23 protein-coding genes are annotated in these 26,629 nt (G+C 63.3%); 7 read left to right on the top strand and 16 right to left on the bottom strand.

Going from position 1 to position 26,629, the window contains the following annotated elements; all coding sequences use genetic code 11:
• The first annotated feature begins 91 nt into the window (after positions 1-91).
• Positions 92-1,696, top strand: a complete 1,605-nt coding sequence (locus P3T42_RS24205) for an arylsulfatase (RefSeq protein ID WP_429307460.1) — start codon at positions 92-94, stop codon at positions 1,694-1,696.
• A 184-nt stretch (positions 1,697-1,880) separates the two neighbouring features.
• A complete protein-coding gene (locus tag P3T42_RS24200; protein WP_074300841.1) occupies positions 1,881-3,059 on the top strand; it encodes an anaerobic sulfatase maturase in 1,179 nt (392 codons plus the stop codon).
• 69 nt (positions 3,060-3,128) lie between these two features.
• Here the strand turns inward: P3T42_RS24200 and P3T42_RS24195 are convergent, their stop codons facing one another.
• Together P3T42_RS24195 and P3T42_RS24190 are read right to left on the bottom strand one after the other, a co-directional pair.
• The gene (locus tag P3T42_RS24195) at positions 3,129-4,181 is read right to left on the bottom strand and encodes a hypothetical protein (protein WP_074300840.1); all 1,053 of its coding nucleotides are present in this window, start codon (positions 4,179-4,181) and stop codon (positions 3,129-3,131) included.
• A 319-nt stretch (positions 4,182-4,500) separates the two neighbouring features.
• Positions 4,501-5,451 carry a hypothetical protein gene (locus tag P3T42_RS24190; protein ID WP_429307459.1) on the bottom strand — a complete coding sequence of 317 codons (951 nt, stop codon included), beginning with the start codon at positions 5,449-5,451 and terminating at the stop codon, positions 4,501-4,503.
• Between the two features lie 487 nt (positions 5,452-5,938).
• Here P3T42_RS24190 and P3T42_RS24185 point away from each other — a divergent pair, with 487 nt between their 5' ends.
• Positions 5,939-7,594 carry a DUF2957 domain-containing protein gene (locus P3T42_RS24185; RefSeq protein ID WP_429307458.1) on the top strand — a complete coding sequence of 552 codons (1,656 nt, stop codon included), beginning with the start codon at positions 5,939-5,941 and terminating at the stop codon, positions 7,592-7,594.
• A 221-nt stretch (positions 7,595-7,815) separates the two neighbouring features.
• Positions 7,816-8,298, top strand: a complete 483-nt coding sequence (praA, locus tag P3T42_RS24180; protein ID WP_074300837.1) for an alkane oxidation protein activator PraA — start codon at positions 7,816-7,818, stop codon at positions 8,296-8,298.
• A gap of 67 nt (positions 8,299-8,365) precedes the next feature.
• Here the strand turns inward: praA and P3T42_RS24175 are convergent, their stop codons facing one another.
• The 6 genes from P3T42_RS24175 to P3T42_RS24150 form a co-directional block, all read right to left on the bottom strand.
• Positions 8,366-9,463 carry an ABC transporter ATP-binding protein gene (locus P3T42_RS24175; RefSeq protein ID WP_429307530.1) on the bottom strand — a complete coding sequence of 366 codons (1,098 nt, stop codon included), beginning with the start codon at positions 9,461-9,463 and terminating at the stop codon, positions 8,366-8,368.
• 29 nt (positions 9,464-9,492) lie between these two features.
• The gene (locus P3T42_RS24170; RefSeq protein ID WP_429307457.1) at positions 9,493-10,500 is read right to left on the bottom strand and encodes an ABC transporter ATP-binding protein; all 1,008 of its coding nucleotides are present in this window, start codon (positions 10,498-10,500) and stop codon (positions 9,493-9,495) included.
• A 1-nt stretch (position 10,501) separates the two neighbouring features.
• A complete protein-coding gene (locus P3T42_RS24165) occupies positions 10,502-11,401 on the bottom strand; it encodes an ABC transporter permease (protein ID WP_074300834.1) in 900 nt (299 codons plus the stop codon).
• A 49-nt stretch (positions 11,402-11,450) separates the two neighbouring features.
• Positions 11,451-12,389, bottom strand: coding sequence for an ABC transporter permease subunit (locus tag P3T42_RS24160; protein ID WP_074300833.1), 939 nt, complete (start codon positions 12,387-12,389; stop codon positions 11,451-11,453).
• A 44-nt stretch (positions 12,390-12,433) separates the two neighbouring features.
• On the bottom strand, positions 12,434-14,050 hold the full coding sequence (locus tag P3T42_RS24155) for a peptide ABC transporter substrate-binding protein (RefSeq protein ID WP_429307456.1): 1,617 nt from the start codon (positions 14,048-14,050) through the stop codon (positions 12,434-12,436).
• 867 nt (positions 14,051-14,917) lie between these two features.
• Positions 14,918-15,517, bottom strand: a complete 600-nt coding sequence (locus tag P3T42_RS24150; RefSeq protein WP_429307455.1) for a LysE family translocator — start codon at positions 15,515-15,517, stop codon at positions 14,918-14,920.
• A gap of 173 nt (positions 15,518-15,690) precedes the next feature.
• On the opposite strand from P3T42_RS24150, the gene P3T42_RS24145 reads away from it, so the two are divergent.
• Complete coding sequence (locus tag P3T42_RS24145) at positions 15,691-16,644, top strand: LysR substrate-binding domain-containing protein (RefSeq protein ID WP_429307454.1); 954 nt, start codon at positions 15,691-15,693, stop codon at positions 16,642-16,644.
• On the opposite strand, the gene P3T42_RS24140 is transcribed toward P3T42_RS24145, so the two are convergent.
• The gene (locus P3T42_RS24140; protein ID WP_074300829.1) at positions 16,581-17,039 is read right to left on the bottom strand and encodes an Lrp/AsnC family transcriptional regulator; all 459 of its coding nucleotides are present in this window, start codon (positions 17,037-17,039) and stop codon (positions 16,581-16,583) included. The two genes, P3T42_RS24145 and P3T42_RS24140, sit on opposite strands and share 64 nt — an antisense overlap.
• Before the next feature lie 288 nt (positions 17,040-17,327).
• Between P3T42_RS24140 and P3T42_RS24135 the strand changes: the two genes are divergently transcribed.
• A complete protein-coding gene (locus tag P3T42_RS24135; protein WP_429307453.1) occupies positions 17,328-18,401 on the top strand; it encodes a Leu/Phe/Val dehydrogenase in 1,074 nt (357 codons plus the stop codon).
• Positions 18,402-18,440: 39 nt separating this feature from the next.
• Here P3T42_RS24135 and P3T42_RS24130 read toward each other — a convergent pair whose 3' ends face one another.
• On the bottom strand, positions 18,441-19,244 hold the full coding sequence (locus tag P3T42_RS24130) for a hypothetical protein (RefSeq protein WP_429307452.1): 804 nt from the start codon (positions 19,242-19,244) through the stop codon (positions 18,441-18,443).
• Positions 19,245-19,581: 337 nt separating this feature from the next.
• On the opposite strand from P3T42_RS24130, the gene P3T42_RS24125 reads away from it, so the two are divergent.
• On the top strand, positions 19,582-21,216 hold the full coding sequence (locus P3T42_RS24125; protein ID WP_074300826.1) for a methyl-accepting chemotaxis protein: 1,635 nt from the start codon (positions 19,582-19,584) through the stop codon (positions 21,214-21,216).
• A 38-nt stretch (positions 21,217-21,254) separates the two neighbouring features.
• Here the strand turns inward: P3T42_RS24125 and P3T42_RS24120 are convergent, their stop codons facing one another.
• The 6 genes from P3T42_RS24120 to P3T42_RS24095 form a co-directional block, all read right to left on the bottom strand.
• Positions 21,255-22,067: a c-type cytochrome gene (locus P3T42_RS24120; protein WP_429307451.1), complete on the bottom strand. Its 813-nt coding sequence runs from the start codon at positions 22,065-22,067 to the stop codon at positions 21,255-21,257.
• On the bottom strand, positions 22,064-23,689 hold the full coding sequence (locus P3T42_RS24115; RefSeq protein WP_429307450.1) for a b(o/a)3-type cytochrome-c oxidase subunit 1: 1,626 nt from the start codon (positions 23,687-23,689) through the stop codon (positions 22,064-22,066). Before P3T42_RS24115 ends, P3T42_RS24120 begins: the two co-directional genes overlap by 4 nt.
• Entirely contained in the window at positions 23,676-24,248 is a 573-nt protein-coding gene (locus tag P3T42_RS24110) for a cytochrome C oxidase subunit II (RefSeq protein WP_074300823.1), read from the bottom strand. Before P3T42_RS24110 ends, P3T42_RS24115 begins: the two co-directional genes overlap by 14 nt.
• A gap of 2 nt (positions 24,249-24,250) precedes the next feature.
• Positions 24,251-24,427, bottom strand: a complete 177-nt coding sequence (locus P3T42_RS24105) for a hypothetical protein (RefSeq protein WP_171991728.1) — start codon at positions 24,425-24,427, stop codon at positions 24,251-24,253.
• Positions 24,428-24,515: 88 nt separating this feature from the next.
• Entirely contained in the window at positions 24,516-25,817 is a 1,302-nt protein-coding gene (locus P3T42_RS24100; RefSeq protein WP_429307449.1) for a c-type cytochrome, read from the bottom strand.
• Positions 25,814-26,530 (bottom strand): c-type cytochrome, encoded by a 717-nt coding sequence (locus P3T42_RS24095; protein WP_429307448.1) that lies wholly within the window; start codon positions 26,528-26,530, stop codon positions 25,814-25,816. The genes P3T42_RS24100 and P3T42_RS24095 overlap by 4 nt, the downstream gene beginning before the upstream one ends.
• Positions 26,531-26,629 lie beyond the last annotated feature (99 nt).

Below are 26,629 nucleotides of genomic sequence, written 5' to 3'. Positions count from 1 at the left end.
CCACCACAGCTTCGTTAACACGAGGTCAATAAGAAGCAAACCTAAGCAATACGAGTGTCAGGCAATTTTTTCAACTCCAACGGAGCAATCTATGTTTTATAAACCTGCATCGAGGCACCCAGCGCTCCTGAGAGTCGCCGCGGCGGCCGCGTTGATCTGCGCCGGGGTCGCACCGGCACTGGCGCAGACCAGCCAGAAACCGAACATTGTCCTGATCGTCTCGGACGACACCGGCTGGGGGGACCTGGGCGTATATGGCGGCGGGGAAGGGCGCGGGGCGCCTACCCCGAATCTGGACCGCATGGCGCACGAAGGCATGCAGTTCTGGGACTTCTATGGACAACCGAGTTGCACCCCCGGCCGTGCTGCGATGCAGACCGGACGCTTGCCGAACCGCAGCGGGATGACGACGGTTGCGGCGCCTGGGCAGGGTGGCGGTCTGCCGAAGGGCGAGGTGACTGTGGCCGACGTGCTCAAGAACGCGGGTTACTCCACGTTCTTCACCGGCAAATGGCATCTGGGTGAAGCCGACTACGCGATGCCGACAGCGCATGGCTACGACGAAATGAAGAGCGTTTATCTGTATCACCTGAACGCCTATACGTACGCCGATTCGAAATGGAATCCCGACTGGCCGGTCGACATTCAGAAGGTGAAGCCATTGGGCGAGTTGCAGGGCAAGGCGGGTGAAAATGCGCAGGAGGTTCGGAAAATCACCAGCGAGGATATTCCTACGCTGGACCAGGGTGTCGAGACCGCGTCCATTGACTACATTAACGGCCATTCCCACGACAGCAAGCCGTTCTTCATGAGCATCAACTTCACGAAGAACCATCAGCCTAATCTGCCGGCGCCTGAGTTCGTTGGGAAATCGGCAGTCAAGACCAAGTACGGCGACGCGGTCGTCGAGCTAGACACCCGTATCGGTCGCGTGATGGACGCGATCCGTGCCGCGGGCATTGCCGACAACACGCTCGTGTTCTACACCGTGGACAACGGCGCATGGCAAGACGTGTATCCGGATGCCGGATGGACTCCGTTCCGCGGCACCAAGGGCACCGACATGGAAGCCGGCAGCCGCGTTCCCGCCATTGCCTGGTGGCCGAAGCACATCAAGCCCTATGGTTCGTCGTGGGACATCGCCGGTGGTCTCGACCTGATGGCTACCTTTGCACACGTAGCAGGGGCGACCTTGCCGACCACCGACCGCGAGGGCAAACCGACTATCTTCGACAGCTACGATATGACGCCGATTCTGCTGGGTACCGGCAAGTCCAGGCGTAACTTCTGGCTCTACCAGACCGAAGATGAGCTTGCACCTGGCGCTATCCGCGTCGGAAAGTTCAAGGCTGTGTTCAATCTGCGTGGCGATTACCCGCCCTTCTCCGATGAGGAGCACACAGGCTGGCGTGGTCCGGACAAATATGTCGCGACCGTGCCGCGCCTCTATGACCTGCAGGCCGATCCGGGTGAACACTACGACATCTTCATGACCAGCTGGACTGAAAAGAGCTGGACCATGCCGATCTTCGACGAGGTTCTGAAGCAGTCGCTTGACAGCTACATCAAATATCCGCCGCGACCGGTCCAGAGCGTGTCCTACACGGGGCCAGTGAGGAATTCGCAGTTCCAGCGCGTCGAGGCGCTGCGCCAGCGACTCGAATCGATCCAGAAGGGGAGCGCAGCCGGCGATTAACCGGCTGATTCCTGCACCTCGTGCGCCGGCCGCCATACACGCGGCCGGCGCACACGAACCGAAGGAGCTGCTTCCCATGAAAGTTATTGTGCGCAAAGCTGCTGGCACAAGCCCGCTACCCTGCCTCAATCCAACGCCCGCCGCAGAGCCGTGCAGACCCGAGCGCAAAGGGCGCTTTCACGCAATGGCCAAGCCGGTGGGTTCGACGTGCAATATCGATTGCACTTACTGCTACTACCTGCACAAGGAACACCTGCTCGATCAACATCGCGGCCGGCGGATGGAGTCGTCGATGCTGGAACGCTATATCAGGCAGTACATCGAGGCGCAGAACGCCGATGAGATTGTGTTTTCCTGGCAAGGCGGCGAGCCGACCATGTTAGGTCTCGCGTTCTTTGAGCTGATCGTGGAGTTGCAGGCGCGCTACCGGCTCATGGGGCGACGCATTGTCAACGACCTGCAGACCAATGCCACACTGCTCGACGATGCCTGGTGCGCGTTCCTCGCGAAGCACGATTTTCTGGTGGGCGTCAGTATCGATGGACCGCGCGCGCTTCACGATGCGTTTCGCGTGGACCGGAAAGGCAACTCCACGTTCGACTCGGTCATGCGCGGGATCGGCGCGCTGAAGCGCCATGGCGTGCGATTTAACACGCTGACCGTGGTCAACCGCATCAACGCGAAGCGCCCGCTCGATGTCTACCGCTTTCTGCGCGACGAGATCGGCTCGACCTATATGCAGTTCATTCCATGCGTGGAGCCGAAAGACTTCACGACGGTTGCTCCGCAACACTGGCCGCTCGACTCCATGCCTTTGATGGACTCAAGTGCGGCGAGGCCAGGAAACCCCGACTCGATCGTCACCGAATGGTCCGTCGACCCACAGGATTGGGGCTACTTTCTTTGCCGCACCTTCGACGAATGGGACCGTAAGGACGCCGGACGGGTGCTGGTCAGTGTGTTCGAGACCGCCGTGGCGCAGTCCATGGGTCAGCCGGCACAAACCTGCGTGACGGCTGAGTTCTGCGGCAAGGCGCTCGCCGTGGAGCACGACGGCACCGCCTACTCATGCGATCACTATGTCTATCCTGACTTCGCTCTGGGCAACATCCAGAACGAGCATCTCGGCGCGATGGCATTTTCTGCCCGTCAGCAGACGTTTGGATATGCGAAGCGGAGCACGTTGCCTACCTACTGCAAACAATGCAAGCACCTGAAACTGTGCTGGGGGGAGTGTCCGAAGAACCGCTTCCTGCGTACGCCTGACGGAGAGCCGGGGCTTAACTACCTGTGCGCAGGAATCCAGCGCTTTCATAACCACGCCGGTCCTCGGCTCCGGCAGATGGCGGCGCAACTCGCGTGAGCGGCGTTGCCTGTGGGGTGTACCGCGTCGGTTTGCGACGTCTCTTTGACGAAGCTTCGCTAGCCCTGCTTACCCCGCCCTCAACCCAATCCTGGCACCCACAAAAGCCTGCGCTTTTTCGTTGATCTTCCGCGAGGCGTCCGCAACGAATTTTCCTGTGCTGCGCCGAGGAATTCCCATGGTGTGCGCAAAATAAGCGCTCAAACGGGACGGGTCGTCCGGCAATTTGCCATCCGCCAGTTGTCCAAACGCTGTACGGAACCCGCTTTTCTTTTCGCAAGGTAAATGCCAGATGTCAATGCCGAGATCCTTCTTCTCGACATTGTTGAACTTGAATGCGGTCCACATCCGCTTGATAAACGGATTCGCAGTCGACGTCTTGTATCCGCGAGCCGCATAGAGGATGCTGAGGAAATGAGCTTCCTCAAGAAATCCCTTTTTGTCCGGCTGTCCAGATTGCCATTGCCATAGATCGTCGATCATGGAGGCAAGGACCTTGCATTCGGCGTGCGTAGCGGCGAACAGTTCGCCACCGTTATATTCGACGCCCTCGGCTTCAGCCGATGCGCCTGGTGTGCTTGTGCCTTGCCAGTCATTCAGGGCTGCCCGCATCTGCTGCCGCGTAATACCGTTGATAGCCGCGTTGGTTTCGAATTCCTCATTACCAAGCGTGTACATCAGGCATCCACATTCATCGAGCGCACTGCTCAGCTTTTCTGCGCTCGAATTCCAGATGCAATCGCTGTCGAGAATGACGAACTTATCAGTGGACGGGTTTCCGGCCATGTGTTTGATGATGTCCAGGATGTAAAACTGATTCCCCCAGGATCTGGCCTTGTCTCGCGGGAGCCTGTAGGTGATGGGAAGCTGGATAACTTCCACACCAAGCCGGTCGAACAGCCCTTGCATGTCAAAACCGTCGACATGTCTGATGTGGGTGTTTGTATAAAACACGTGCCTTGCGTGCGGATTGTTGGCAACACTCGTGACGTAGAAGCACGCGACGCAACGCCAGTAGACGTCCTGAAAGGCGAGGGTTGAGGAGCGCTGCCCAACTTGTGGAAATGCGGTTTCGTTCTCTTTCGAGTCAGCGACGAACCATGTTCCGATGGAGATGCGCATGTGCGCCCCAACTAAAAAATAGAAGTGCCGCAATTCGCTGCGCCGGTTGCGGGCAGCCCCCAAGTTAGACAAATCTGATCTGCCCCGGTAGATCTTTCTCGACCCATACTCTATCGGTACGATCCTCCCATCGACATACCTGCATCCGCCAAAAGATCGATGAACTCGGACGATTCGACGCTCGCGTCCCCGATGGCCGCCAAACGGTCGGTGTCCAACCGTCTCGTCCGACGAAAGCCACAGGCCGGTCGACGTCGTGTGCATCTCTCGTAAGGTGTACTAGCTATGACGGGCACCAGATCTTAACGAAGGTTCTCGTTCAGGCCGGCCAATTCAACCTCGCGCGTAGTTGTGCGGCCCGATCGGCAGCGGCTCGCCGCTCGCTCTCAGGCCCCGTCAGATACTGGCTAACATCAGACGTTCCGGTCTTGTAGATACTCAATTGCAGCAGTGCCAGCACGTTGCGCGTCAACTGCGGCTCGACGCATGCGCCTTCGACAGCGCACAACTGGCTGAGCATCGCCAGGGCGGCGGGGTGACCACGGGCAGCAAGCGTAAACACGCGGTCACCCAGCATATCCCCGCCGGGCAGAGGAATCTCCAACCATTGCGCAGGGTACCGCTGCGCCAGCGCAAGAACAGCCGCAGGTTGCCCGGCGTCAGCGGCCTTCTTTAGCATGTCCTCGGCATAGCGCGCCTCGTGCAGTTTCGCGTCGCCGCAACGCAGCAATTGCTCCTGTGCGGCCAGCATCCCGCCCGCGCACGCATCGGCCCAAGCCGCTGCTTCCACCAGACCTTCAGGATCGCTCCGCCCGGCCAGTGCAGTGAAATCCGGGTAAGAGAACGCGCGTTGCAGCGCTTCGTTTAGCGTGTTGCTCGTATTCGTTTCAGACTGAACGGCATGACCGCTACCCCCTGCCGTCTCGAGTCGTGCCAGCACGTCCACCCCGTTCGTCGCCGCTGAAGCCGGCTGAACCAATGAACGTTGCGCGCCTCCCGCGCCCGTAGGCGCATTCGCTACGGCACCCGAGCCTTGCGTTCCCGCCGGCATCGCAACAGGCGTCATACCTCCGCCGCCTGCCGGCCACCGCCCCATCGCCACCAACGTCACCGCAATCGCTACGCATCCACATATCGCCCACCCCACGCCACTCCACAGCGATATCGCGGTATGTTTTTTCTCGCTTCGCAAGGACAGCATGCCAGCTCCCAGATTAACGAACAAAATCGCAACGCATTCGTTGGACTCGCGATTCGTTGCGCTTGCCATGGATACCGGAGATCAGAATACGTGAATTGCATCCCATGGGTCGCTGTAATCTCACTTCAAGCAGGCAAACCCATTCACACACCCGTTTTAAATCCCGGCAGACCCATGAGAACAGGCACCGCTGTCCCAGCTAGCTTGTTTGGATCAAAGACTCTATGTACACGTCAGGTCTGTAGGGCTAGTGTATGCCCACAAATTACATGAATATCCGGCCAATTAGCGCAATGCACCACGAGGTCCATATCCGCCAGGGAAGACAACTGCATTGCAGTCTGCAATGTGCTACGCGTATTGCGGATTCCGGTTGTCCTTCAATGCAATATGCATTTTGCCGCGGGAAATGTTATTCCGTTTAATCCGGCGGCCAGAGTAGCGCAAAAACGTTTTATGCATTGATTTGCACGCATTGCAATGAATGGACACATCAATGCCGGGTGAATAGATGATGTCTGGGTTTTAAATAAAAATACGACTACGGAGACGAGTAATGGCGCATCGAGGGAGCCGGCGAGGGCTGGCAGTTTTCATATTTTGCGTACTCGCATTGCCTGTAATGCTATCGGGCTGCAACGGAGACACCCCCGGTTCGCCGGCTGCTATCTCCGTGCCGCAATGCTCGGGCAGTACCTGTAGCGGACAGGGCGCGCCCACCTCCACGCCGGTGGCCGCCAAGCAGCTATGTCCCGAGTCGCTCGACAACTCGACGACCTACACGGGTGGCTCCGGGAGCGGCGAATACATCAAGATGCAGTTCAACTCGGCAACGAGCCAGTATCAGATGACCTTTGTGGAATCGGCCGTGCCGGTCTCGGCGGGCCAGGTCAATCAGACGCGTGCGGGTCTGACGATCACGGGTTCGTACGTGCATCCCAACCAGTACCAGGTGACGGACGCCAGCGGCAACGTCAGCACGCCTTACGCATTGCCGACCGCCGAACAGAACCGATGCGCGATCTTGCTGGAAAATGGCAAGACCCAGGACGGCGCCTATTCGATCACGGTGAACCCGCAGGATCCTCCCATGCTGTTCGTCGGACAGGGGATCATTGGCGGCGGTATTCCCGGCGCCACGATCTCGTTCGGCGGCGTTCCGCTCTTCCCGGGCTACACCATCGGCGCGGTGCCGTCGCGCACCTTCGACTCGTACCCGTTCCTCGGCTTCAGCCAGACGGTCACGGACTTCTCGAAAGTGGCCGGCGCCTACAACGAGTTGGGATTCCGCATGACACCGGAAGGCACCAGCTTCCAGAGCGGCGCGCCGGTTGTGACGTCCGGCAGCAACGTAGGCTGGGAGCCCGATGCGATCCAGGCCTCGGAGAGCTTCGATGCCAACGGCACCTGCGTGCCCGACGGTTCCACCTACTCGTGTACGTCCACCGGTACGCCATGGACGCTTAGAACCAATGCCGACGGAACGCCAGACAACGTGTTCGTCAGCACACCGCCGAGCGGACAGTTGTACTACCCGGCTGTCGGGCAGGGGGTCACCCAACTGATCACCAGTACCAACCACGCGCATGGCGTGATGATCGTCGGCAATGTGAATGGCCAACTGGTGCCCGTCATCATTCGCGTCGGTTACGCGTCGGCCGATCTGGCCAATCCGTTCGCTTCGGTACTCGACGACCAGCTTGGCATTTCCCTGCTGGCGCCGGCGACACAACTGGCTGCGGGCACCTTGAGCGGTGGCTACATTGGGGCGAACAGCGCGTCGGCGTGCGGCGTGGTCACCTATAGCGCCGCGGTGCAAGGCAGTGTGGTGATCAACGGGCAGTATTCGACCGCCTACGCGTCGGCGGGTGCCTGCATCGACGGCAGCGCGTCGTTTGCACCCGGCGTGAACTACACCTCGACGCTGTTTCAGGGCTCGGTCGGAAAACTGGTCAATCCCTTCACGACCGTAGATTCCGGTGACTTCAGCTTCGACTACACGCAGTCGAAACCGGGGCTCGTCAATGTCACGGCGACGCGTCCGCTGACGTCGGGTAGCACCTTGATCTACAAGGCCGGCGATTCCGGCGTGATGGTCCAGGTAGGGCAGGTATACGGCCTGTTGATGAACGGCGTCAACACGCCATCGTCCACGCCCACTCAAGCCGGCGTCGTCAATCCTTACCTCTCGATCGGCGCGTTCGTGCAATAAATCTCGCATCGCGTATGTGGAACCCGGCTGTCCTCCGGGTTCGAAAAACAATAAGGATGACGAATGAGTAATGCGTCAGCGCGTACGCTTACTGCGCGCTTGTCGCAAGAAGGTAGCGCCAGTTTGGTTCATCGAAAAGGCGGGGTGGCGAGCGGTCTGAACAGCGCTGCCTGTTGCCTCTATCCGGCAACTTCGTTGCCATCAACTATGGAAGGCAAATCATGAAGCTCATCAAGACGTTTGCTCGCGGTGCTGCTGTCGCTCTAATTTGCGCAACCCTGTCACCGATAGTCTCGGCCGCCACGATCGGGCCGGCCGGTTCTTCCTTCACGGCGCCCGGTACGATCAATGTCAGCACGCCGATTGCGCCCAACGTCAGTTGCGGCATCACGCTCAGCGGCGTGGTCAGCACCGACGGCACTTACGCCCAGATCAATTCAGTGGCGATCACCGGTAGCGGTTTGTGCGGCGTGCCGCAGATCATCGGGCTGCCGTGGAAACTCGTCGCCACCAGCACGACGGCGGGCAACGTGGCGAACGTCGGCTTTAGCGTGCTCGGCGCGAATTGCGGCCCCTCGACGATCAACGGCAGTTGGAGCAACGCCACCAATACGCTCAGCGCGAGTGCGCAACCGCTTAGCGGCAGTTGCACGGTCAACAGCCTGTCGGTGAGTCCGAATCCGGCCTTTACCGTTTCGCCGTAATGCATGTAGAGCTTCGCCGCATCACGCGGCGAAGCTCGCTCAAACATCGCTCTGAACGGTACGCGCTTTAGCGGCTAACAGCGTGGACCGTGGACGCAACCGGCTCCGCTCCCACCCGGATACACGCCACCCGCCGATCCCCCGTCCCACGCGAGATCGACTGCGGCACTTCTTCCGCGCACGCGCCGATCGCCTCCGGACACCGCGTGCGAAACGCGCACCCGGAAGGCAGGTTCAACGGCGAGGGCATTTCCCCGGTCAGCACGGCATGGGTACGCGTGCGCTCCGTCGCTGGATCGGGCCGCGGCACAGCCGACAGCAAAGCCCGCGTATAAGGATGCTGCGGCGAGCCATACACCTCGTGCCGCGTCCCGAGCTCCATTACGCGCCCGAGGTACATCACGAGGACTCGCTGGCTGATCGCCTTGACGACGGCCAGGTCATGCGCGACAAACAGCAAGGAAAGCTGCAACTCCCGCTGCAGATCGCGCAGCAGGTTCACGATCTGCGCCTGAATCGACACGTCCAGTGCGGAGACCGGTTCGTCGCAGATCACCAGTTGCGGCTCGCCCACCAAAGCGCGCGCAATCCCGATTCGCTGACACTGTCCGCCGGAAAACTCATGCGCATAGCGCGACAGATGATGCGCGCCGAGCCCCACACGTTCGAGCATCGTCACCACGCGGGCACGCGTTTCGTCGCGTCCGAGCCCGGGGCGTTGCACCTTCAGCGGCTCGGTGACGATCTGCTCGATCGTCATGCGCGGATCGAGCGACGCGAGCGGATCCTGGAACACCATCTGCACATCCTTGCGCAGCCGCTCCATGGCGGAGGCCGGCCGCCGTCCGTCGCTGACGGTTTCGGTATCGCGCCAGCGCACGCTGCCCGCGGTCACCGGCGTCAAGCCGATGATCGCGCGCGCCAGCGTCGACTTGCCGCAACCCGACTCGCCGACGAGCCCCACCGTCTCGCCGCGCCGAACCTCGAACGACACGCCGTCGACCGCACGCAGCGTCGCTTTCGACGACCACGGATACGCGCCGCGCGGCACCCGGAAGTGCACCTTGAGATCGCGCACCGTCAGCACGGGCTCGCCCACCGCGGCGCCGGCATTGCCACCCGCCGCGCCGCCGCCGAGCGGCTTTCCTGCCGTCCCGTTACCCATATCCACCGTCCTTTGCGTCGCCGTCTCACTCACCGCACCACCTCCATCATCTCGCCGACCGGCCGCAAGCATGCACGCCAGCCGTCTTTCTCGCCGGCGATCGCCTCCAGTTCGGGCCGCGTGCTGTGGCAGCGTTCTTTCGCCAGCGCACAGCGCGGCGCAAACGCGCAGCCTTCGATCGCCTCGCCGGGCGCCGGCGGATTGCCCGCAATCGTGCGCAGCGGCGCGTCGATGTCATGGGTCCCGTCGCTGTCGTCGATGCGCGGCAACGCGTCGAGCAGCCCACGTGTGTACGGATGGGTCGGGTTCTCGAAGAGCGCCTGCGCGCCGGCGCGTTCCACCGTCCGGCCCGCGTACATCACCATCACGTCGTCCGCGAGTCCCGCGACCACGCCCATGTCGTGCGTGATCAGAATGATCGCCGTCCCCAGGTCGCGGTTCAGCTCGCGCAGCAGTTCGATGATCTGCGCCTGCACCGTCACGTCGAGCGCCGTGGTCGGTTCGTCGGCGATCAGGATTTCCGGCTCGGTCAGCAGCGCCGTGGCGATCGTCACGCGCTGGCGCATGCCGCCCGAGAACTCGTGCGGATAGCGGTCGATGCGGCGCGCCGCATCCGGAATCCACACGCGCTGCAGCGCCTCGATGGCCTTTTGGCGCGCCTCGCGCCGCGACACGCCGCGGTGCAGTTGCAGGGCCTCGGTCATCTGCCGCTCGACCGTCAGAAACGGGTTGAGCGAGGTCATCGGATCCTGGAACACCATGCCGATGCGATCGCCGCGAATCTGGTTCAGTTCGCGCTGGCTCAACGTCAGCAGGTTGCGTCCTGCGTAGAGCGCTTCGCCGGAGGTCAGGCCGTTGCCGGGCAAGAGCCCGAGCAGCGCCATCACCGTCTGACTTTTCCCTGAACCCGATTCGCCGACAATCCCCAGCGTCTTGCCCTTTTCGAGCGTGAACGACACGCGTTGCACTGCATCCACCGGCGAGGCGTCGCGTCGTGTGAAGCGCACGCCCAGATCTTTTACTTCAAGCAACGCCATCTCACCGCTCCTTGGTATCGAGCGCGTCGCGCAGCCCGTCGCCGACAAAGTTCACGCAGTACAGCGTGACGCACAGCATCACCGCCGGGCACAGCAGCAGCCACGGCATCGACTCCAGTTTTTGCGCGCCGTCGTTGATCAGCACGCCCCAACTGGTCATTGGTTCTTGCACGCCCAAGCCGAGAAACGACAGCACCGATTCGGTCAGCACGATGCCCGGCACCGTCACCGTTGCGTACACCACCACCACGCCGAGCAGATTCGGCACGATGTGGCGCAGGATGATGCCTGGCGTGCTCACGCCGGTGGCACGGGCCGCGTCGATGAACTCGCGGGTGCGCAGCGACAGCGTCTGGCCGCGCACCACGCGCGCCATGTCGAGCCACGAGAACGCGCTGATCGTCAGCACCACCAGGTAGAAGGCGCGGCCGAGCAGCGTCATCATCAGGATGGCGATCAGCATGTAGGGAATCGCATACATCATGTCGACGATGCGCATCATCACCGCGTCGGTCCGTCCGCCGATATAGCCGGACGTAGCGCCCCACGCGACGCCGATCAAACCGGACACCAGCGTACCGAGCAGTCCGACCTCGAGCGACACGCGTCCGCCTGCGAGCGTACGCACCAGCAGATCGCGGCCGAGCTCGTCGGTGCCGAACCAGTGCTGGCCGAGCAGCGTGGGCGGAATGCTGATGGCGCCCCAGTCGTTGGCGGCGGGGTCGTTAGTCAGGAACAGTGGGCCCACGAAACAGGCAATGACGATGATCCCGAGGATCACGAGGCTGGCGAGCGCGGCACGGTTGCGCAGAAACTGCCGGAAGGCCAGTTCGAGCGGACTGCGCGAGCGCCGCGGGGCGGCGTTGGCCGTCGATGCTGTGGTGGAAGGGGAAGTGTTCATGGTGTCTCTAGCGTAGTTCGATGATCAAGGCGGTATCCGTACGAGGATCTCAATAGCGGATGCGCGGATCGAGCCACGCGTATGCCAGATCGACGAGCAGGTTGAACACGACGGCCGCGACGGTCGTCAGCACCACGAGCCCGAGTACCAGCGTGTAGTCGCGGTTGATGGCGCCGTCCACCACCAGTTGCCCGAGACCCGGCAGCGCAAACACCGACTCCGTGACCACGGCGGCGGTAATCGACGAAATGCAGATCGAACCGAGCAGCGACACCACTGGCATCAAGGCCGGCTTGAGCGCGTGCCGCAGCACGATCACGTGACCGGGCATGCCCTTCGCGCGTGCGGTGCGGATGAAGTTGCCCGACAGCACTTCGATCATGCTGCCGCGCATGACCCGCGCAATCGACGAGACGTTGATGATCACCAGCAGCGCCATTGGCAGCACGCGGTAGCGCCAGCCGCCGTCGCCCCAGCCGCCGGCGGGCAGCCAGCCGTGACCGTCGGAGCGCTTGAGCAGAATCGCAAACACCCACACCAGCACGGGGCCGAGCACGAACGGCGGAATCACGTTGCCGACGTTGCCGAGCAGCATCACGATGCGATCGGTGATGCCGTCGCGGCGCACCGCGGCCGCGGTGCCGAGCAGCACGCCGATCACCAGCGCGATCGGCACCGACAGGCCGCCCACGCCGAGACTCACCGGTAGCGCCTTGCCGACCAGATCGTTGACCGACCAGTCCACATAGCGGACCGACGGCCCGAGGTCGCCATGCAGCAGCGCGTCCAGATACAGCAGGTACTGCTTCCAGAGCGGCTGGTCGAGGTGATATTTCGCGTTGAGGTTTGCGAGGGTCGCCGCGGACAGATGCTTTTCGGTGTCGAACGGACCGCCGGGCGTCGCGTGCAACATCAGATAGCACACCGTAATCACGGCAAGAACGGTCGGAATGACCCATAAGGTGCGGCGCAGCGCGTAGGCGAGCATGGCGGATTCCGTTACTTCAGCATTCGATGGTCAGGGCTCAGGGTTTAGTGCGCCAGCAGGTACATGTCCTGCGAGGCGCGCTGATCCACATAGTTGGTCGGCAGATAGCCGCCCACGTAAGGCTTCACGAGCCGGTCCGCCGAGTACTGGAACAGGGCGATCAGCGGTGTTTCGCTCATGGCCAGATTGTGCGCCTGCGTCAGCAGCGCGGTGCGTTTCGCATCGTCGAGTTGCGCGTTGGCCTGGTCGACCAGCGCGTCGACCTTCGGGTCGCAGAAATGCAGGTCGTTCTGCACGCCGCCGCAGTGGAGCTGATCGAAGTACGACATCGCGTCGTTATAGTCGACGAACCAGCCATCGCGCGAGGCTTGCACCTTGCCCGCATGGCGCTCGCTCAGCAGCACTTTGTATTCGACGTTCTCCAGCTTCGCATTCACGCCCAGCTTGGTGCGCCATTCCGAGGTGGAGAAGAGCGCCACTTTCTTGTGCAGGTCGTTCGTGTTGTATGTGAGGGTGAAAGTGAGCGGGTTGGCATCGGAATAGCCCGCTGCCTTCATCAGGCCGCGCGCATAATCCACGCGTTTGGCCATCGGCCAGCTCGCCCAGTCGGGGGTGTAGACGGCGGCACCCTTGGTGCCTTTGGAGATCAGCCCGTACATCGGCACTTCACCCGCCTGAGTGAGTTTCGAGGTGAGCAGATCACGGTCGATCACCATCGAAAGCGCCTGTCTCACACGCGGGTCATGGAAGGCAGGATCGCTGTTGTTCAGGCTATAGAAGTACGTCGCAAGCTGCACGCCGGTCTTGAGTTCCGTGCCGAACTGCTTGCTGACCTGGGCGTAGATGCCCGACGGGATCGAATACGTATAGTCGATCTGGCCGGACTGGTACATGCGCATCGCTGTCTCGTCGCTTTCCACCGGTACGTAGGTGACTTTCGCGATCACCACGTGTTGCGCGTTCCAGTAGTTGTTGTCCTTGACCATCACGATGCGGTTATTCGGCTCCCAATCGGTCAGCGTGTATGGACCGTTGCTCACCAGGTTGCCCGGGCGCGTCCAGCTATCCCCGAACTTGTCCACCGTTGCCTTGTTCACCGGTGCCATGGCCGGCATGGCGGTCAGTTCGGTGAAGAAAGCGGCCGGCACTTCAGTCTTGACCTCGAGCGTGTACGGGTCGACTGCCCGCGCGGCCAGCGAGGTAAGCGGCGCTTTGCCGGCGAGGATCGCCTTGGCGTTCTTCACGAATTCCAGCAGGATCGTATATTTGGAACCCGTCTTCGGATCGAGCACGCGCTGCCACGCGTAGACGAAATCTGCCGCGGTCACCGGCTGACCATTGCTCCACTTCGCGTCATGACGCAGCTTGAACACCCAGGTGTCGGGCGCAGTGCGCGTCCACGACTCCGCAACGCCCGGCACGACCGCGCCGGAGGCGCTGATGCGGGTGAGGCCTTCGAACAGGTCGAGGCCGATGGTATCGCCTGTCCACGATTCGATGTGCGCGGGGTCGAGCGATTCGACTTCGGTCGGCACCTGACGCGTCAACTCCTGCTTGGCGGCAAGCGTGGTGCCGGGCGGCACCGTGACCGCCAGGACTGTGCCGGCAAAAGTGAGCGTCAGCGCTGAGAGCACCGCGGTAAGGGAATGCGACAGTTTCATGGCCTGTTTGGGAAGAAGGAGTTCAAAAGCAAACCGCACCCCGTGACATGGCACGAGGGGAGGCGGAGAGGAAAGCGCGATATCGCAGCAGCGCTGCACGCACACACAGGTTCACCTGGGCGCGGGACGCAAATCGCTCTTGCCCGCAAGGGGGCGAGGGCGTCTGGAAGGCAATGGGGAGTCGGGCGACAGAGGGAGGCGCGCAAGCGCGTGAGATGCTCGACCGGGCGCTGCAGTGCGCGCGGGCGGCTCGCCAGTGCCGGCGGGCCGTGCTGCCATCGCGGTCATGGATGGTTCGAGGTCTTGCCACATCAGTATGGGCGTACCGCCGTTGCGTCGCCCGGCGGCCGATACCACTTGCATACGTTTCACTTACGGTTCTTCCTGTCGTTGAAGCCACAAGCATGGACGATCTGCATGTCGACGCACGAGCCGTGCGTCAGCAGTCATGCGCGTTGTCCGGCAAGCGTTTTGCCGTTGACGCGCAACATTCGTGATCGAAAGTCCCATCAGCACGCAACGCCGATTGTGTCGGCAGCGCGCTGGTTTGAGGCGACGGCACACTAAGCAGAAGCTGTGCCAAAGCGCGGCTCGATTCCCGTCGACCGGTTGGCGGCGCCGTTGAAGCCGAGGCAACCGACCCGTTGGCTGGTATAGCGCCAACGGTGCTCAGGCATTCGCCGGTACCCACGCGGTCGAAAGGGTATCGCGCTTATAACACGCCGAAAGAGTTCGCGATTTTGTAAACATCGAAACTAGAGGAAATGATCTACCGCATCCTGGTGCAGCGAATGCACCCGTTTGAACCGGCGGTTTTGCCTGGTGGACAGACTGGGCAAGCGATGACGCGTTTGCTCGCGGCGATGCCTATGCGAGCCAGATTGGCGCGATCGACGCGGCAAGCAGCAAACCGAGGATGGCGTTGGCGATCCGCCAGTGCCGCTCGGTGCGCAACGCCCGCCTCAGCATGACGCCCGCGACGCACCACAGCGTGAGGGACACGATGGCCGCGAGGCCGAAGGACGAGCCGAGGATCATGGCAAGGCGCAGCGGGTTCGAGGTCAAGGCGGCGAACGAAGCCGCCGCGCCGAGCGCCATGGCCCATCCCTTCGGATTCAGCCACAGCAGCAACGCGCCGCCAATCAGGCTGGCCGGCTTCTGCGCGGCTTTGGCCTGGAGGTTCGGCGGACCGCTCGTGCCGATCTTCCACGCGAGCCACAACAGATACGCCGACCCCGCCACCTTCATCACGACCTGCAGGACCGGCAGCGCATGCAGCAAGCCGGCCAGCCCGGCCGCAGCGAGCGCCGCGAGCGAGGCCAGGCCGAGCGCGATGCCGCCCATCAACGGCATGCTGCGTCTGAAGCCGAACTGCGCGCCGGAGGCGGTGGCGAGGGTCGTCGCTCCGCCGGGCGTGATCGTGGCGACGATCACGAACAGAAGCAGGGAAAACAGCATTTCAGACATGACAGGACGATCTCCATGAAGGCTTGAACGATGCGAATTCATGCGAATTCGCGCGGGCCTGGGCGGACCTGCCCGGACCGACGCGCTCGCGACATGCCGACTGTAAGCGGGCGTCCTGCGCGAGGAAATCGAATGTCTATAATGGCTCGCATTAACGTTTCTAATCGCTCACCATGCCCCGCAACCTGGATACGAGCCTGCTGCGAACCTTCGTGACTGTCGCGCGCGGCGCCAGCATGACGACGGCGGCCCATGCACTGCACGTGACGCAAGGGGCGGTCAGCCAGCAGATCAAGCGTCTGGAGTCCTGCCTGGGGTTGGCGCTGTTCGAGCGGGCGCGGAGCGGTCTGAAGCTCACCGAAGCCGGCGAGCGGCTGCTCGACAATGCGGAGCGGCTAATCGAGTTGAACGATCGGATCTGGACCGACATGCGCGGCACGGCCTTCGCCGGCGAGGTGCGGATCGGTGTGCCGTACGATCTGGTCGACGGCTGGTTGGCGGGCATCCTGAAGTCGTTTGCGCAACGCTATCCGCAGGTCGAGCTTTCGCTGGTGTGTCTCGCCTCGCCGCAACTCCTCGGCGCGCTGAATGCCGGTGAAGTCGATCTCGCGATCGTCGAGCAGCGCGTGGGCGAACCGGGCGGCGAGTGTTTGCGTGTCGAGCCCTTGCAATGGGTGGGCGCGCCGGGCGGCAGCGCTTACTTGAAGCGGCCGCTCGCGGTGTCGATCGTGAGCGATACCTGCGCTTTCCGGCCGGCGATTTTCGATGCGCTGCGTCTGCACGGCGTGCCCTGGCGGACCGTCTTCGAAAACGCCAATCTCGACGCAACCCGTGCGACGGTGCGGATGGATATGGCCGTGACGGCGTGGCTCGATTCGACGGTGCCGCTCGACTTGCAGGTCCTGCCGCGTGAGGCCGGGCTGCCCAGCCTGCCTGAGTTTGCGATTCATCTCCACCTGCCTGCGGTTCCGCTCGCCGCGCCCGTGCAGGAGATGGTGCGCTTCATCCGCGAAGGGTTCGCGGCTGCGGCGCCGGAGGGCGTGGCGACGGCTTCCGCGGTTCCTCAAGGCTCAACCGAAATGGATCGCTTCAGGCAGCGCAGCGCGAAGATCGAGCGGCTGTTCTGAAAGCCCGGCAGCCGGTATAGCTTGCGGCGCAGGAACGATTCATACCCTTCGGTGCCCGCTACCGCCACCTTGATCAGATAGTCGTACTCGCCGGACACCAGAAACGCCTCGACCACCTCCGGCAGATCCGCCAGCGCCTGGCCGAAGCGCTCCAGCGTGCGCTCGTCGTGCTTGTCGAGCGTCACCTCGATGATGACGGTGTCGGGCAAACCCAGCGCTTTCTGATTCAGCAGCGCCGCATAGCCTTCGATTACGCCGGCTTCTTCGAGCGCACGCACTCGGTTCCAGCAAGGCGTCGCCGACAGGCCGACGCGCTCGGCCAGTTTGGCGTTGGACAGGCGGCCGTCGCTGCGCAGTTCGCGCAGGATCCGCTGATCGATCGCGTCGAGCTTCATGGCGTGCTCCAGTGGGCTCTCCCCGCACGGCGCACGGAGAGACGATTCGTCTTCAATTCAGAGTTTCGATGGTCATTGCTTCTGCCGTGGCTCGCATGATGCCAGATAAACAGAAGAAATCCCCAGAATTGGCCGCATACACTCTTGCGGTCGAGGCGCACCCCCGTCGCACTCCGTGCGTCTCGCTCAACCTCCGCATGCTGCCGCGATCCGGACCGCATGCGGCCAGGCGCGAAGCCATCGCTTCGCGCGGACGCTGAACTCTCCGCCCACAAGGAAGGAATACTGATGGACCGACTGACGACCACCGCCGCCGGCACGCTCTTTGGACTGCATGGCGAACCCGCTCACGAACGCATCGTGCTCGCCACCGACGCCGCTTCCGGATTGCAAGCTATCGTCGCCGTCTACAGCACGGCGCGCGGCCCCGCATTCGGCGGCTGCCGCTACTGGCAATACGCATCGGACCACGAGGCGTACAACGACGCGCTGCGCCTGTCGCAAGGCATGGCGTTCAAGAACGCGCTTGCCGACCTGCCGTTCGGCGGCGGCAAGGCGGTGATCCTGCGCAGTCCGGCAGCGCTCGACCGCGCGGCGCTGTTCAAGGCGTTCGGCCGGCTGGTGCAATCGCTGGAAGGCATTTACATCACCGCCGAGGACGTCGGCACGACCGCCGACGACATGCGCGCGGTGCAAGGCGAGACCCGCTACGTGAGCGGCATTCCGCGCGCCAACGACGTGTATGGCGGCAACCCGTCGCCGCGCACGGCTTACGGCGTGTTCGTCGGTCTGCTGGCTGCCGTGGAAGCGGCGCTTGGGCGCACGACGCTCGACGGCGTGTCGGTGGCGGTGCAAGGGCTCGGCTCGGTGGGCTGGGACCTGTGCGAGCGTCTGCATCAGGCGGGCGCGCAACTGATCGTGTCGGACATCGACGCCGGCAAAACCGCGCTCGCGCAACAACGCTTCGACGCACGTGTGGTGGCGACGGCGGAGATTACCGGTGTCGAAGCGGACGTCTTCGCACCTTGCGCGCTCGGCGGATCGATTACGGAATCGGTCGCGGCGCAATGCCGGTTCAAGGTGGTGGCGGGCGGCGCCAACAACCAGTTGATCTCGCTGGCCGAAGGCGATGTCCTGCATCGACGCGGTATCTTCTATGCGCCGGACTTCCTCGTGAACGCGGGCGGCATCATCAGTTGCGTGCGGGAATATGAAGGCTCCGGCGAAGAGCAGGCCGTGCTCGCCGAAGTCGCGAAGATCGGTCCGCGCGTCTTCGAACTGGCGGAGCGTGTGAAGGCAACCGGTGTGGCGCCGGCGCGTGCCGCAGTGGCATGGGCGCGTGAAAAGATGGCGGCCTGCTGACGCGAGGACTCACGCCCTCACCCCACCGATGCGCGGCCGCTAGCGGTTCAGATGTTCCAGCGCGTCGCGCATCGGCTGGCTCGAAATCACAATGGGACCGGTGAACGGCGTATCCAGATCGACGATCACGTACACCGCCGACGCGATCGACAACGCCCCAAGCGTGATCGTCACCAGCGCCAGCGCATTGCGCGGCGCGATCAGGCCGAAGCTCAGGAAAATGACGAACAGCCAGAACGTCAGCGTTTTGAAGAACGGCTGGGAGATCGTGCTGTGCGCTTCCTCGATCAGCTTCCAGCGCGCCTGCATGATGGTTTCGAATTGTTCGATGCTGCGGTCCAGCAGCCGCTGGTGAAAAGTGTCCGGCGCCGACATCTGGCGCAGCTTCTGGCCGGCAAGGTTGAGCATGTCGCCGAGCCGGGTGTCCTCCAGCTTGTCGGTGTTGTTCTCCACCGGGATGTCTTTCGGATAGTAGTCGCCGGGCGGGTGCGCTTCGGTCGGCCAGGTGCTGGCGATGGCCGCTGCCGTGTAGGCGCGCAGCAGTTGACGCACCTCGCTCGCGTCAGCGCCGTATTCACGCAAGGTGGCGTTGAGCTGGATCAGGTCCGCGGAGTAGGTACGAAAGTCGTTGCCGACCGTATCGAAGGCCGTTTTCGCGGACGCCGTCATCAGCCCCAGCACCAGGGCCGCAAAGGTGACGAGCATGCCGATCACCAGCTGGATGAGCTGAACCGTTTCGTGGGCCTTGTGCTCCTCCGGCAGCAAGGGTCTTACCACCACGCCCGTCCCCGTGCCGATCAGAAGCAGCACGAACACCAGCAAGGCCGATCCAATCTCGTACATGGCGCGTGACTCCGCGGAACGTCGCTTCGCTACTGTCCACCAACTTGTGCGCGGGGACAACCTCGGGGAGTCCCGGGCCAGGCGGCCGGCGCGCGGCGCCTGGGTGGGCTGACACCATCAGTATCCGGGATTGCACACCGTGCCGCAAAAGACGGTAAGGCGAATTGTCTGACGAAAACCTTAAAGTTTTTTTTAGATTGGCCGTAGACCATGCTGTGTGGCGTTCGCTTAAATTTTAATCATCAAGTTGCGGACCTGGCCAATGGGCTTGGGCGCAGCATGCCTGACCGGACCTTCTCGCTGAATGCCGGCAAGGCCGCCCAATGGAGATTGACCCATGTTGACCAAGCTGTCCATCCGCGCCTGTCTAACCCTGATGATTGCCTTCTTCGGCATCGTCTTGCTGATCGGGGCGGCGGCCGGGCTGCTCTCGCTGCGCGCCAGTAACGACTCGCTGCAGCAGATGTACACGGTGGATACGCCCGCGGTCGCCGATCTCGAAGGCAGCGCCGGCCAGTTGCTGCGCCTGCGCCTCGCGCTGGCTACCTACGCATCGCTGGTCGACCTGAACGACCAGGATGGCGCCTCGGCGGTCCTGCAGCGCTTCGATCAGTATCTGAAGGTGTCGAACGACCGCCTTGCTCATTATGTGAGCCGCGCCGGTTCGGACGACGACGAACAGCGCCTCATCAAGGATATGACGGACAAGCGCGACATCTTCCTGCACGAAGGCGTCGAACCGGCAATGGCCGCGCTGAAGTCCGGCGACAAGCCGACCTTCCAGCAACTGCAGGCGCATAAGCTGCCTTCGCTCTACAACGCGTACGAAAAGTCGATGCTCACGCTGGAGCAACTGCAACTGGACCATGGCGCGCAACGCTATCAGGACGCGCAGGACCGCTTCTTTGCGGTGAGCGTCGCGGTTGCGGTGGGCATGGTGCTGGCGCTGGTGTTCTCGTGGCTTGGGCGGGTGGTGCTGGTGCGGGCTATCGTCCATCCCGTGGATGCGACGATCGGACAGTTTCAGCGCATCGCCGAAGGTGACCTGACAGGCCGCATCGAAGTCACCAGCGACAACGAAATGGGCAAGCTGGCCGCCGCGCTGCGCAAGATGCAGGACTCGCTGATCTCGACGGTCAATATCGTTCGTCAGGGCACCGAATCGATCGATACCGGCGTCAGCGAAATCGCCGCCGGCAACACCGATCTGTCGCAGCGTACCGAAGAGCAGGCGGCTTCGCTCGAGGAGACCGCCGCGAGCATTGAGGAACTTACCTCCACCGTCAAGCAGACCGCCGAGAACGCCAAGCAGGCGAGTTCGCTCGCACAGGGCGCGTCGGGCCTGGCGGCGCAGGGTGGCGAGTTGACCCAGCAGGTTGTCGGCACGATGAATCACATGGTCGCCGATTCGCGCCGGATTGCCGACATTGTCGGCGTGATCGAAGGCATCGCGTTCCAGACCAATATTCTCGCGCTCAACGCCGCGGTCGAAGCGGCCCGCGCCGGCGAACAGGGTCGCGGCTTCGCGGTGGTCGCGAGCGAAGTGCGCTCGCTCGCGCAGCGTAGCGCGGGCGCGGCCAAAGAGATCAAGACGCTGATCGACGATTCGAATGCGCGCGTGCAAACCGGCGCGCAACTGGTCGAACGCTCGGGGACGACGATGACCGAGATCGTCAACGCGATCGCGCGCGTGAGCGCAATCATGGGCGAGATCGCCGCGGCTGCGACGGAGCAGAGCACCGGCATCGATCAGGTCAACCTCGCGGTCGCGCAGATGGACGAAGTCACGCAGCAGAACGCTGCGCTTGTCGAACAGGCGGCGGCCGCTGCCAGCTCGCTGGAAGATCAGGCGCGTCGTTTGACGGCGGCGGTCGCGGTGTTCCGTACGGATACGTCGGCCGTGGGTGGCCGCGCGCGGCCGGCGGCGAATGTAGCTGCAGGTGCGCGTCGGGTGGAACCGGTCGCGGCTTAGGCAGGTTTGCGCCGGACACGCTGGACACGGCCGAGCCGCTAAGGCTGCGCCGCGTAGTACTTCGCCAGCCCGTCAATTTCCTGCGGCGTCAGATGCCGCGCCACATTGCGCATCTGCTCGTTGATGTCGTTGCGGCGCTCGCCGCTCGCAAAGCGCTGCATTTGGGCGGCCAGATAGATCGACGACTGGCCGCCGAGCCACGGCGCGGCGCCTTTACGATCTAGCTGGCCGTGGCATGCGGCGCACGGCGCGATATTGCGGATCGGGTCGCCTTGCATCGCCAGCTTGACCGCATCCGCATCCTGCGCGGCGTCGGCGGCGCCGGGTTGGGCCGGCGCAGCACGTTGCAGCGAAGCGTAGTACGCCGCCAGATCGTGCAGATCCTGATCGCTGCGATTGTGGATGATCGGCTGCATGATCGCGTTGGCGCGCAGCCCGTTCTGATAGTCGCGCAACTCCTTGTAGATCACATCCGCATATTGACCGGCGAGCGCCGGTGCCGTGACCTGCACGGTGCCGAGCACACCGTGACACATCGAGCAGTTCTGCGTCGCGATGGTCGCGCCGCGGCCGATCGAACCCGTATCGACACTCACATGCCGCGGCGGCGGCAGCACGACGACCTCGCTGGGCGCCGGGCCTGCCACGTTCGCCCCGCCGCCGTACCAGCTCGACGGCGCGCCTGCCGCGCTGCAAATGGTCGCCCACAAGCCGTGCCCGCTGAAATCGCCGTTGGCCGACGGCAGCCAGATAAAGCCGATCAGGATCGATACCATGGCAAGCGCAATCGTGCCGCCCACGCTCGTCACGAACCATGGATTGCGCACGCTGAAGACGCGTTCGTGATTCATCGCTGGGCTCCGACGACGACCGCCGGCACGGAGGTCTGCTGCAGCCGCAGTAACTGGAAGATCGGCACGCTGTAGTTGACGACCGTTAGCGCAATCATCAGCCCGACCCACAGGCCGAAGCTATTCAAAGCGGCAGGGACGTGATCCACTGGATGCGTGGCGAGACTAAAGCGGAATTCCCGCGGCTGTGCGAGCGGTCCGAATTGCGACTTCGCCAGAATGTAGATGAACAGCACGCCGGAGATCACCAGCACGAAGCCGCCGATCGCCGACATCGCCACCCAGATGGCCTGCGGTTCGAGACCGGGCGCGCTGTAGTCGTAATAGGCCATGCGTCGCGGCGCGCCGAGCAGGCCCACGTAGTGCCACGGCAGCGTGACGACCATCATGCCGATGAACCACAGCCACAACTGGGTGCGCACGAGACTCAGCGAACACAGCGCGCGTCCCGTCAGTTGCGGCCACAGTTCATAGGCGATGGCGAAATACATGATGACGATCGCGCCGCCGAAGATCAGATGAAAATGGCCCGTGACCCACTGCGTATTGTGGATGGTCGAATTCAACTGGTAGCTCATATTGATGAGGCCGCCCGCGCCACCCAGGCCCAGCATCACGAACGAGAACGCCAGCACCAGCATCATCGGATTGCGCCACGGCAGCGCGGTGAGCCAGCCGAACGCACCGGTGCCGCCGCGCAGGCGTCCGGCGATTTCCACCGACGCGCAGATCGTGAACACGGTGAGCAGCGTCGGCACCGACACCATCCCCGTGAAGACCGCGTGCAGGAACTTGAAGCCCGCGCCGACCTGCGGATCGGCGAACAGATGGTGAATGCCGATCGGCATGGCGAAGATCAGGAACAGGATGAACGACACGCGCGCCATCGAATCGCTGTACAGACGCCCGCCAATCGCGCCCGGCACCATCGTGTAGTAAGCGATATACGCGGGAATCAGCCAGAAGTAGACGATGGCGTGCAGCGTCCACGAGAACAGCACGCGGGAGAGGCCGGCATCGATGGTGGTCTTCCAGCCGAATGCGACCGGCAGGATCTGCAGCAGGATTTCAAGCGCCGCGCCGATGGCGGTCCATGCCCACAGATAAGCCCCCGCGACATTGGCGAACATCGCGAGCGGCACCGGCTTGCCGGGATGCGCGCGCTTCCAGGCGCGCAGGTTCACATGCATCAGCGCGACCCAGATCCACGACCCCACCACGACCAGCACCACGCCGAGGTAATAGAGCGGACTGCCGATCATCGGCGGATAGAACGTGAAGAGTATCGACGCCTGGCCCATCGAGACCGGCACCATCGCCACCACCGCGCCCGCCGCCAGCACGAAGAACGCGGCCCACGCCCATCTGAGTCCTATCAGCGGCTGACGCAAGGCGAGTTCGACGATCGCGTAGCCGAAGCCCATCGCGACGAGCGTGGGCAGCACGTAGGCCATCACCGTGCCGTGTGCGGTCACGGAGCGGTAGTAGAGCTCGGGGTTGCCCACCCACGGTAGCAGTGGACTGCGCACCAGCATCTGCCACGCGCCGAGAAAGAGCGCCAGCAGAAACGCAATGAAGGCGAGCCAGAAGTGCGCGAGAACGAGTCGCTTAGCGAGAAACACAGCTCAGCCTCCTTGATTGTCGTGCCTGCTCGAAGAACGCAGCCTTGTCTATCACCTTTACGTGCGCCCACATGGTCTGATGGCCGAAGCCGCAGAATTCGTGGCACGGCATCAGATGGTCGCCGGGATGCGCGAAGCTCGTGGCGAGCGTCGAGATGTAGCCCGGTACGACCATCGTGTTGATATTGGTGTCCGTGACCAGCAGCCCATGCACGACGTCCGCGCTGGTGGTGCGGAAGGTGACCGGCGTATCGGTGGGGACCAGCAGGCATTGCGGCGTGAACGAGTATTGCTGCGCGACGAAGCGCACCACGACCGAGCCGTCCGCTTCGACGGCGGAGCCGAGGTTGTCTTCGACGAATTCGCCGGATAACTGCAGACGTGCCGGATCGACCGTCTCGACGCGCGAAGGCGGCATCATGGCCCAATGCAGGCCGGAGAACACGATCACGACCAGCATCAGCAGGATCAGGCCCGCTGCGAAGATCGCCCAGCGCCGTTCGGCGCGCAGGGCAACCGCATGGCCGCCGGTGGGATGGTCAGGGGAGGGCGTCGCCATGATCAGTGAACGATCCCGCGCGGCAAGAACACGAACAGGTAGAAGCCGACCCAGATCGCCATCACGATCAGCGTGGCAACGCCGGCCACGGCGATCGCGCCGTGCGGTCCGGCGGCCACCACGCGTTCGACCTCGTCATCGGAGGGCGGTGCGGCGCTCGGGCTGTCTTTGTCGTCCATCTGCAGGTTCTCCGCAACAACGTTTGGAACAGGTCACGCCGGCTCGTGGCCTGGCTCGTGGCCGGCCCGGCGCCAGCCGCCAGGCGGTTCAATGCAACGGCGCCTTGCGCAGTTCGTTGACCTCGCGCTCCGTCACGGGCGAGCCATGATTGCCCCAGGCGGTGCGGATGTAGGTCACCACGGCGGCCGCGTCCGTGTCGCTCAATTCCTGGCCGAAGGGCGGCATGCCATACGGTTCGGGATTGCGCTGCGTCCCTGGCGGGAAGCCGCCGTTCAGGACAATTCGGATCGGGTTGACGGCCGAATTCATTTCAATGGACTGGTTGCGCGCGAGCGGCGGGTAATGCTGCACCTGACCTTCGCCGTTCTGCCCGTGACACAGCGCGCATTTGCCCGCATAGATCTGGCCGCCGAGTTCGAACACTCGGGTATGGGTCGGCGCGGACGGTCCCGCCTTGCGGCCGGGGTCGTTGTCCGGCAGCGTCTTCAGATAAGCGGCCATCGCCTTGATGTCGGCGTCGCTCATGTACTGCAGGCTGTGATAGGTGACCTCGGCCATCGGGCCGTAGACGGCACCGCGATCGGAGATGCCGGCCTGCAGCAGATCGACGATGTCCTTCACGCTCCAGTCGCCGAGGCCGCCGTCCTTGTCGGAGGTGAGCGACGGCGCGTACCAGTTCTGCACCGGAATCAGGCCGCCCGCGAACTGGTCGCGCTGCGACGAGCCGCCGAGCAGATTGATCTTGGTATGGCACAAGGTGCAGTGGCCGAGCCCTTCCACCAGATACGCACCGCGATTCCATTCGACCGAGCGCGTCGGGTCCGGCTGGTATTCGCCTTCGCGGAAATACAGCGTGCGCCAGCCGAGCAGCAGCTTGCGCTGGTTGAAGGGGAACTTCAGCGCCTGCGGGCGGCTCGCTTCGCGCACCGGCGGCACCGACTGCAGATAGGCGAAGATCGCGTCGGAGTCCTCGCGCGTGACCTTGGTGTATTGCGCAATCGGCATGGCCGGGTAGAGCAGCTTGCCGTCCGGCGTGCGGCCGGTGCGCATCATGTGAAAGAATGCGTCCGCACTCCATGCGCCGATGCCGTACTGCGCATCCGGGCTGATGTTCGGCGAGTAGAGCGTGCCGAACGGCGTGTCCATGGCGAGGCCGCCGCCGAACATCTTGCCGCGCGGCGCGGTGTGGCACGCAATGCAGTCGCCGGCCCGCGCGAGGTATTCGCCGCGCTTGACGATGTCGGGGCGGGTGTCGGGGGAGGCGCTTGCCGTTGTTGCTGTTGCCGCGCTGGCGTCGGCTTCTGCGGCGGTCGCGGCGAACGCAGTGGGCGTCAATGGCCAAAGTGCGGCGGCCAGCGCAAACGCGAGACGAAACGTGATCGGCTTCATTGCGGTTGACTCCCGCATGCCAACGGCAACGTCGCGCTGCTCACGGGCGCCGGTCGCGGATCGCTGGGCCGCGGCTGGCGCGCGAGCCAGCTCGACACCGCGGTGATGTCCTTGTCGGTCAGCTTGACTGCAATCGAATGCATGCAGTCCGGCGCGTTCGCATGGCGTGTGCCGGAGCGCCAGGTCCCCATCTGTCCGGCGATATAGCTGGCGTGCAGGCCGAGCAGGCCTGGGATCCCAGGTTGCGTGCCGGTCAGCCGCGCACCGTGGCAGGCCGCGCACGCGGGCAGCTTGCGGGCGGCGTCGCCGTGCGTGACGAGCCGCTCGCCGTCGGCGAGCACGGCGGGTGAAACCTCGCCGGTATCCGCGTTCGGATAAGGCGGCTGCAGGTCTGCGAAGTATTGGCTGATCTTGCGCAGATAGTCGTCGGGCAGGAAGGCGATCAGATAGCCCATGGGCGGATAGGTGCGGCCGCCGTCGCGAAACGAGATCAACTGGTTGAACAGGTAGTCGGCAGGCTTGCCGGCGATGCGCGGAAAGTAGTCGTTGTCGCGCCCCTGGCCTTGCGCGCCGTGGCAGGACGTACAGGCACGCACACGCTCATCCATGGCCGAGGGCATGGGCGCGGCGGCGTCGGTGGCGGCGAGCGTGGCGCCAGCCCACGCGCTGCAAACCGCGAACAGAACGGACCATCCGATAGTTCTGCAATGCACGCCAAGCCTCGTCAGGGAGAGCACGTTGGGGACGCCTGTTTTTCATGCATGCGAATGCCCATGCACGACAGCCCTTCAAACCTGCTTCAGAACGCGACA

Origin of the sequence: Paraburkholderia sp. GAS38 (assembly GCF_050434965.1) — a bacterium.
Lineage (GTDB): Bacteria > Pseudomonadota > Gammaproteobacteria > Burkholderiales > Burkholderiaceae > Paraburkholderia > Paraburkholderia phenazinium_A.
This window is presented reverse-complemented; position numbering and strand designations above follow the sequence as displayed.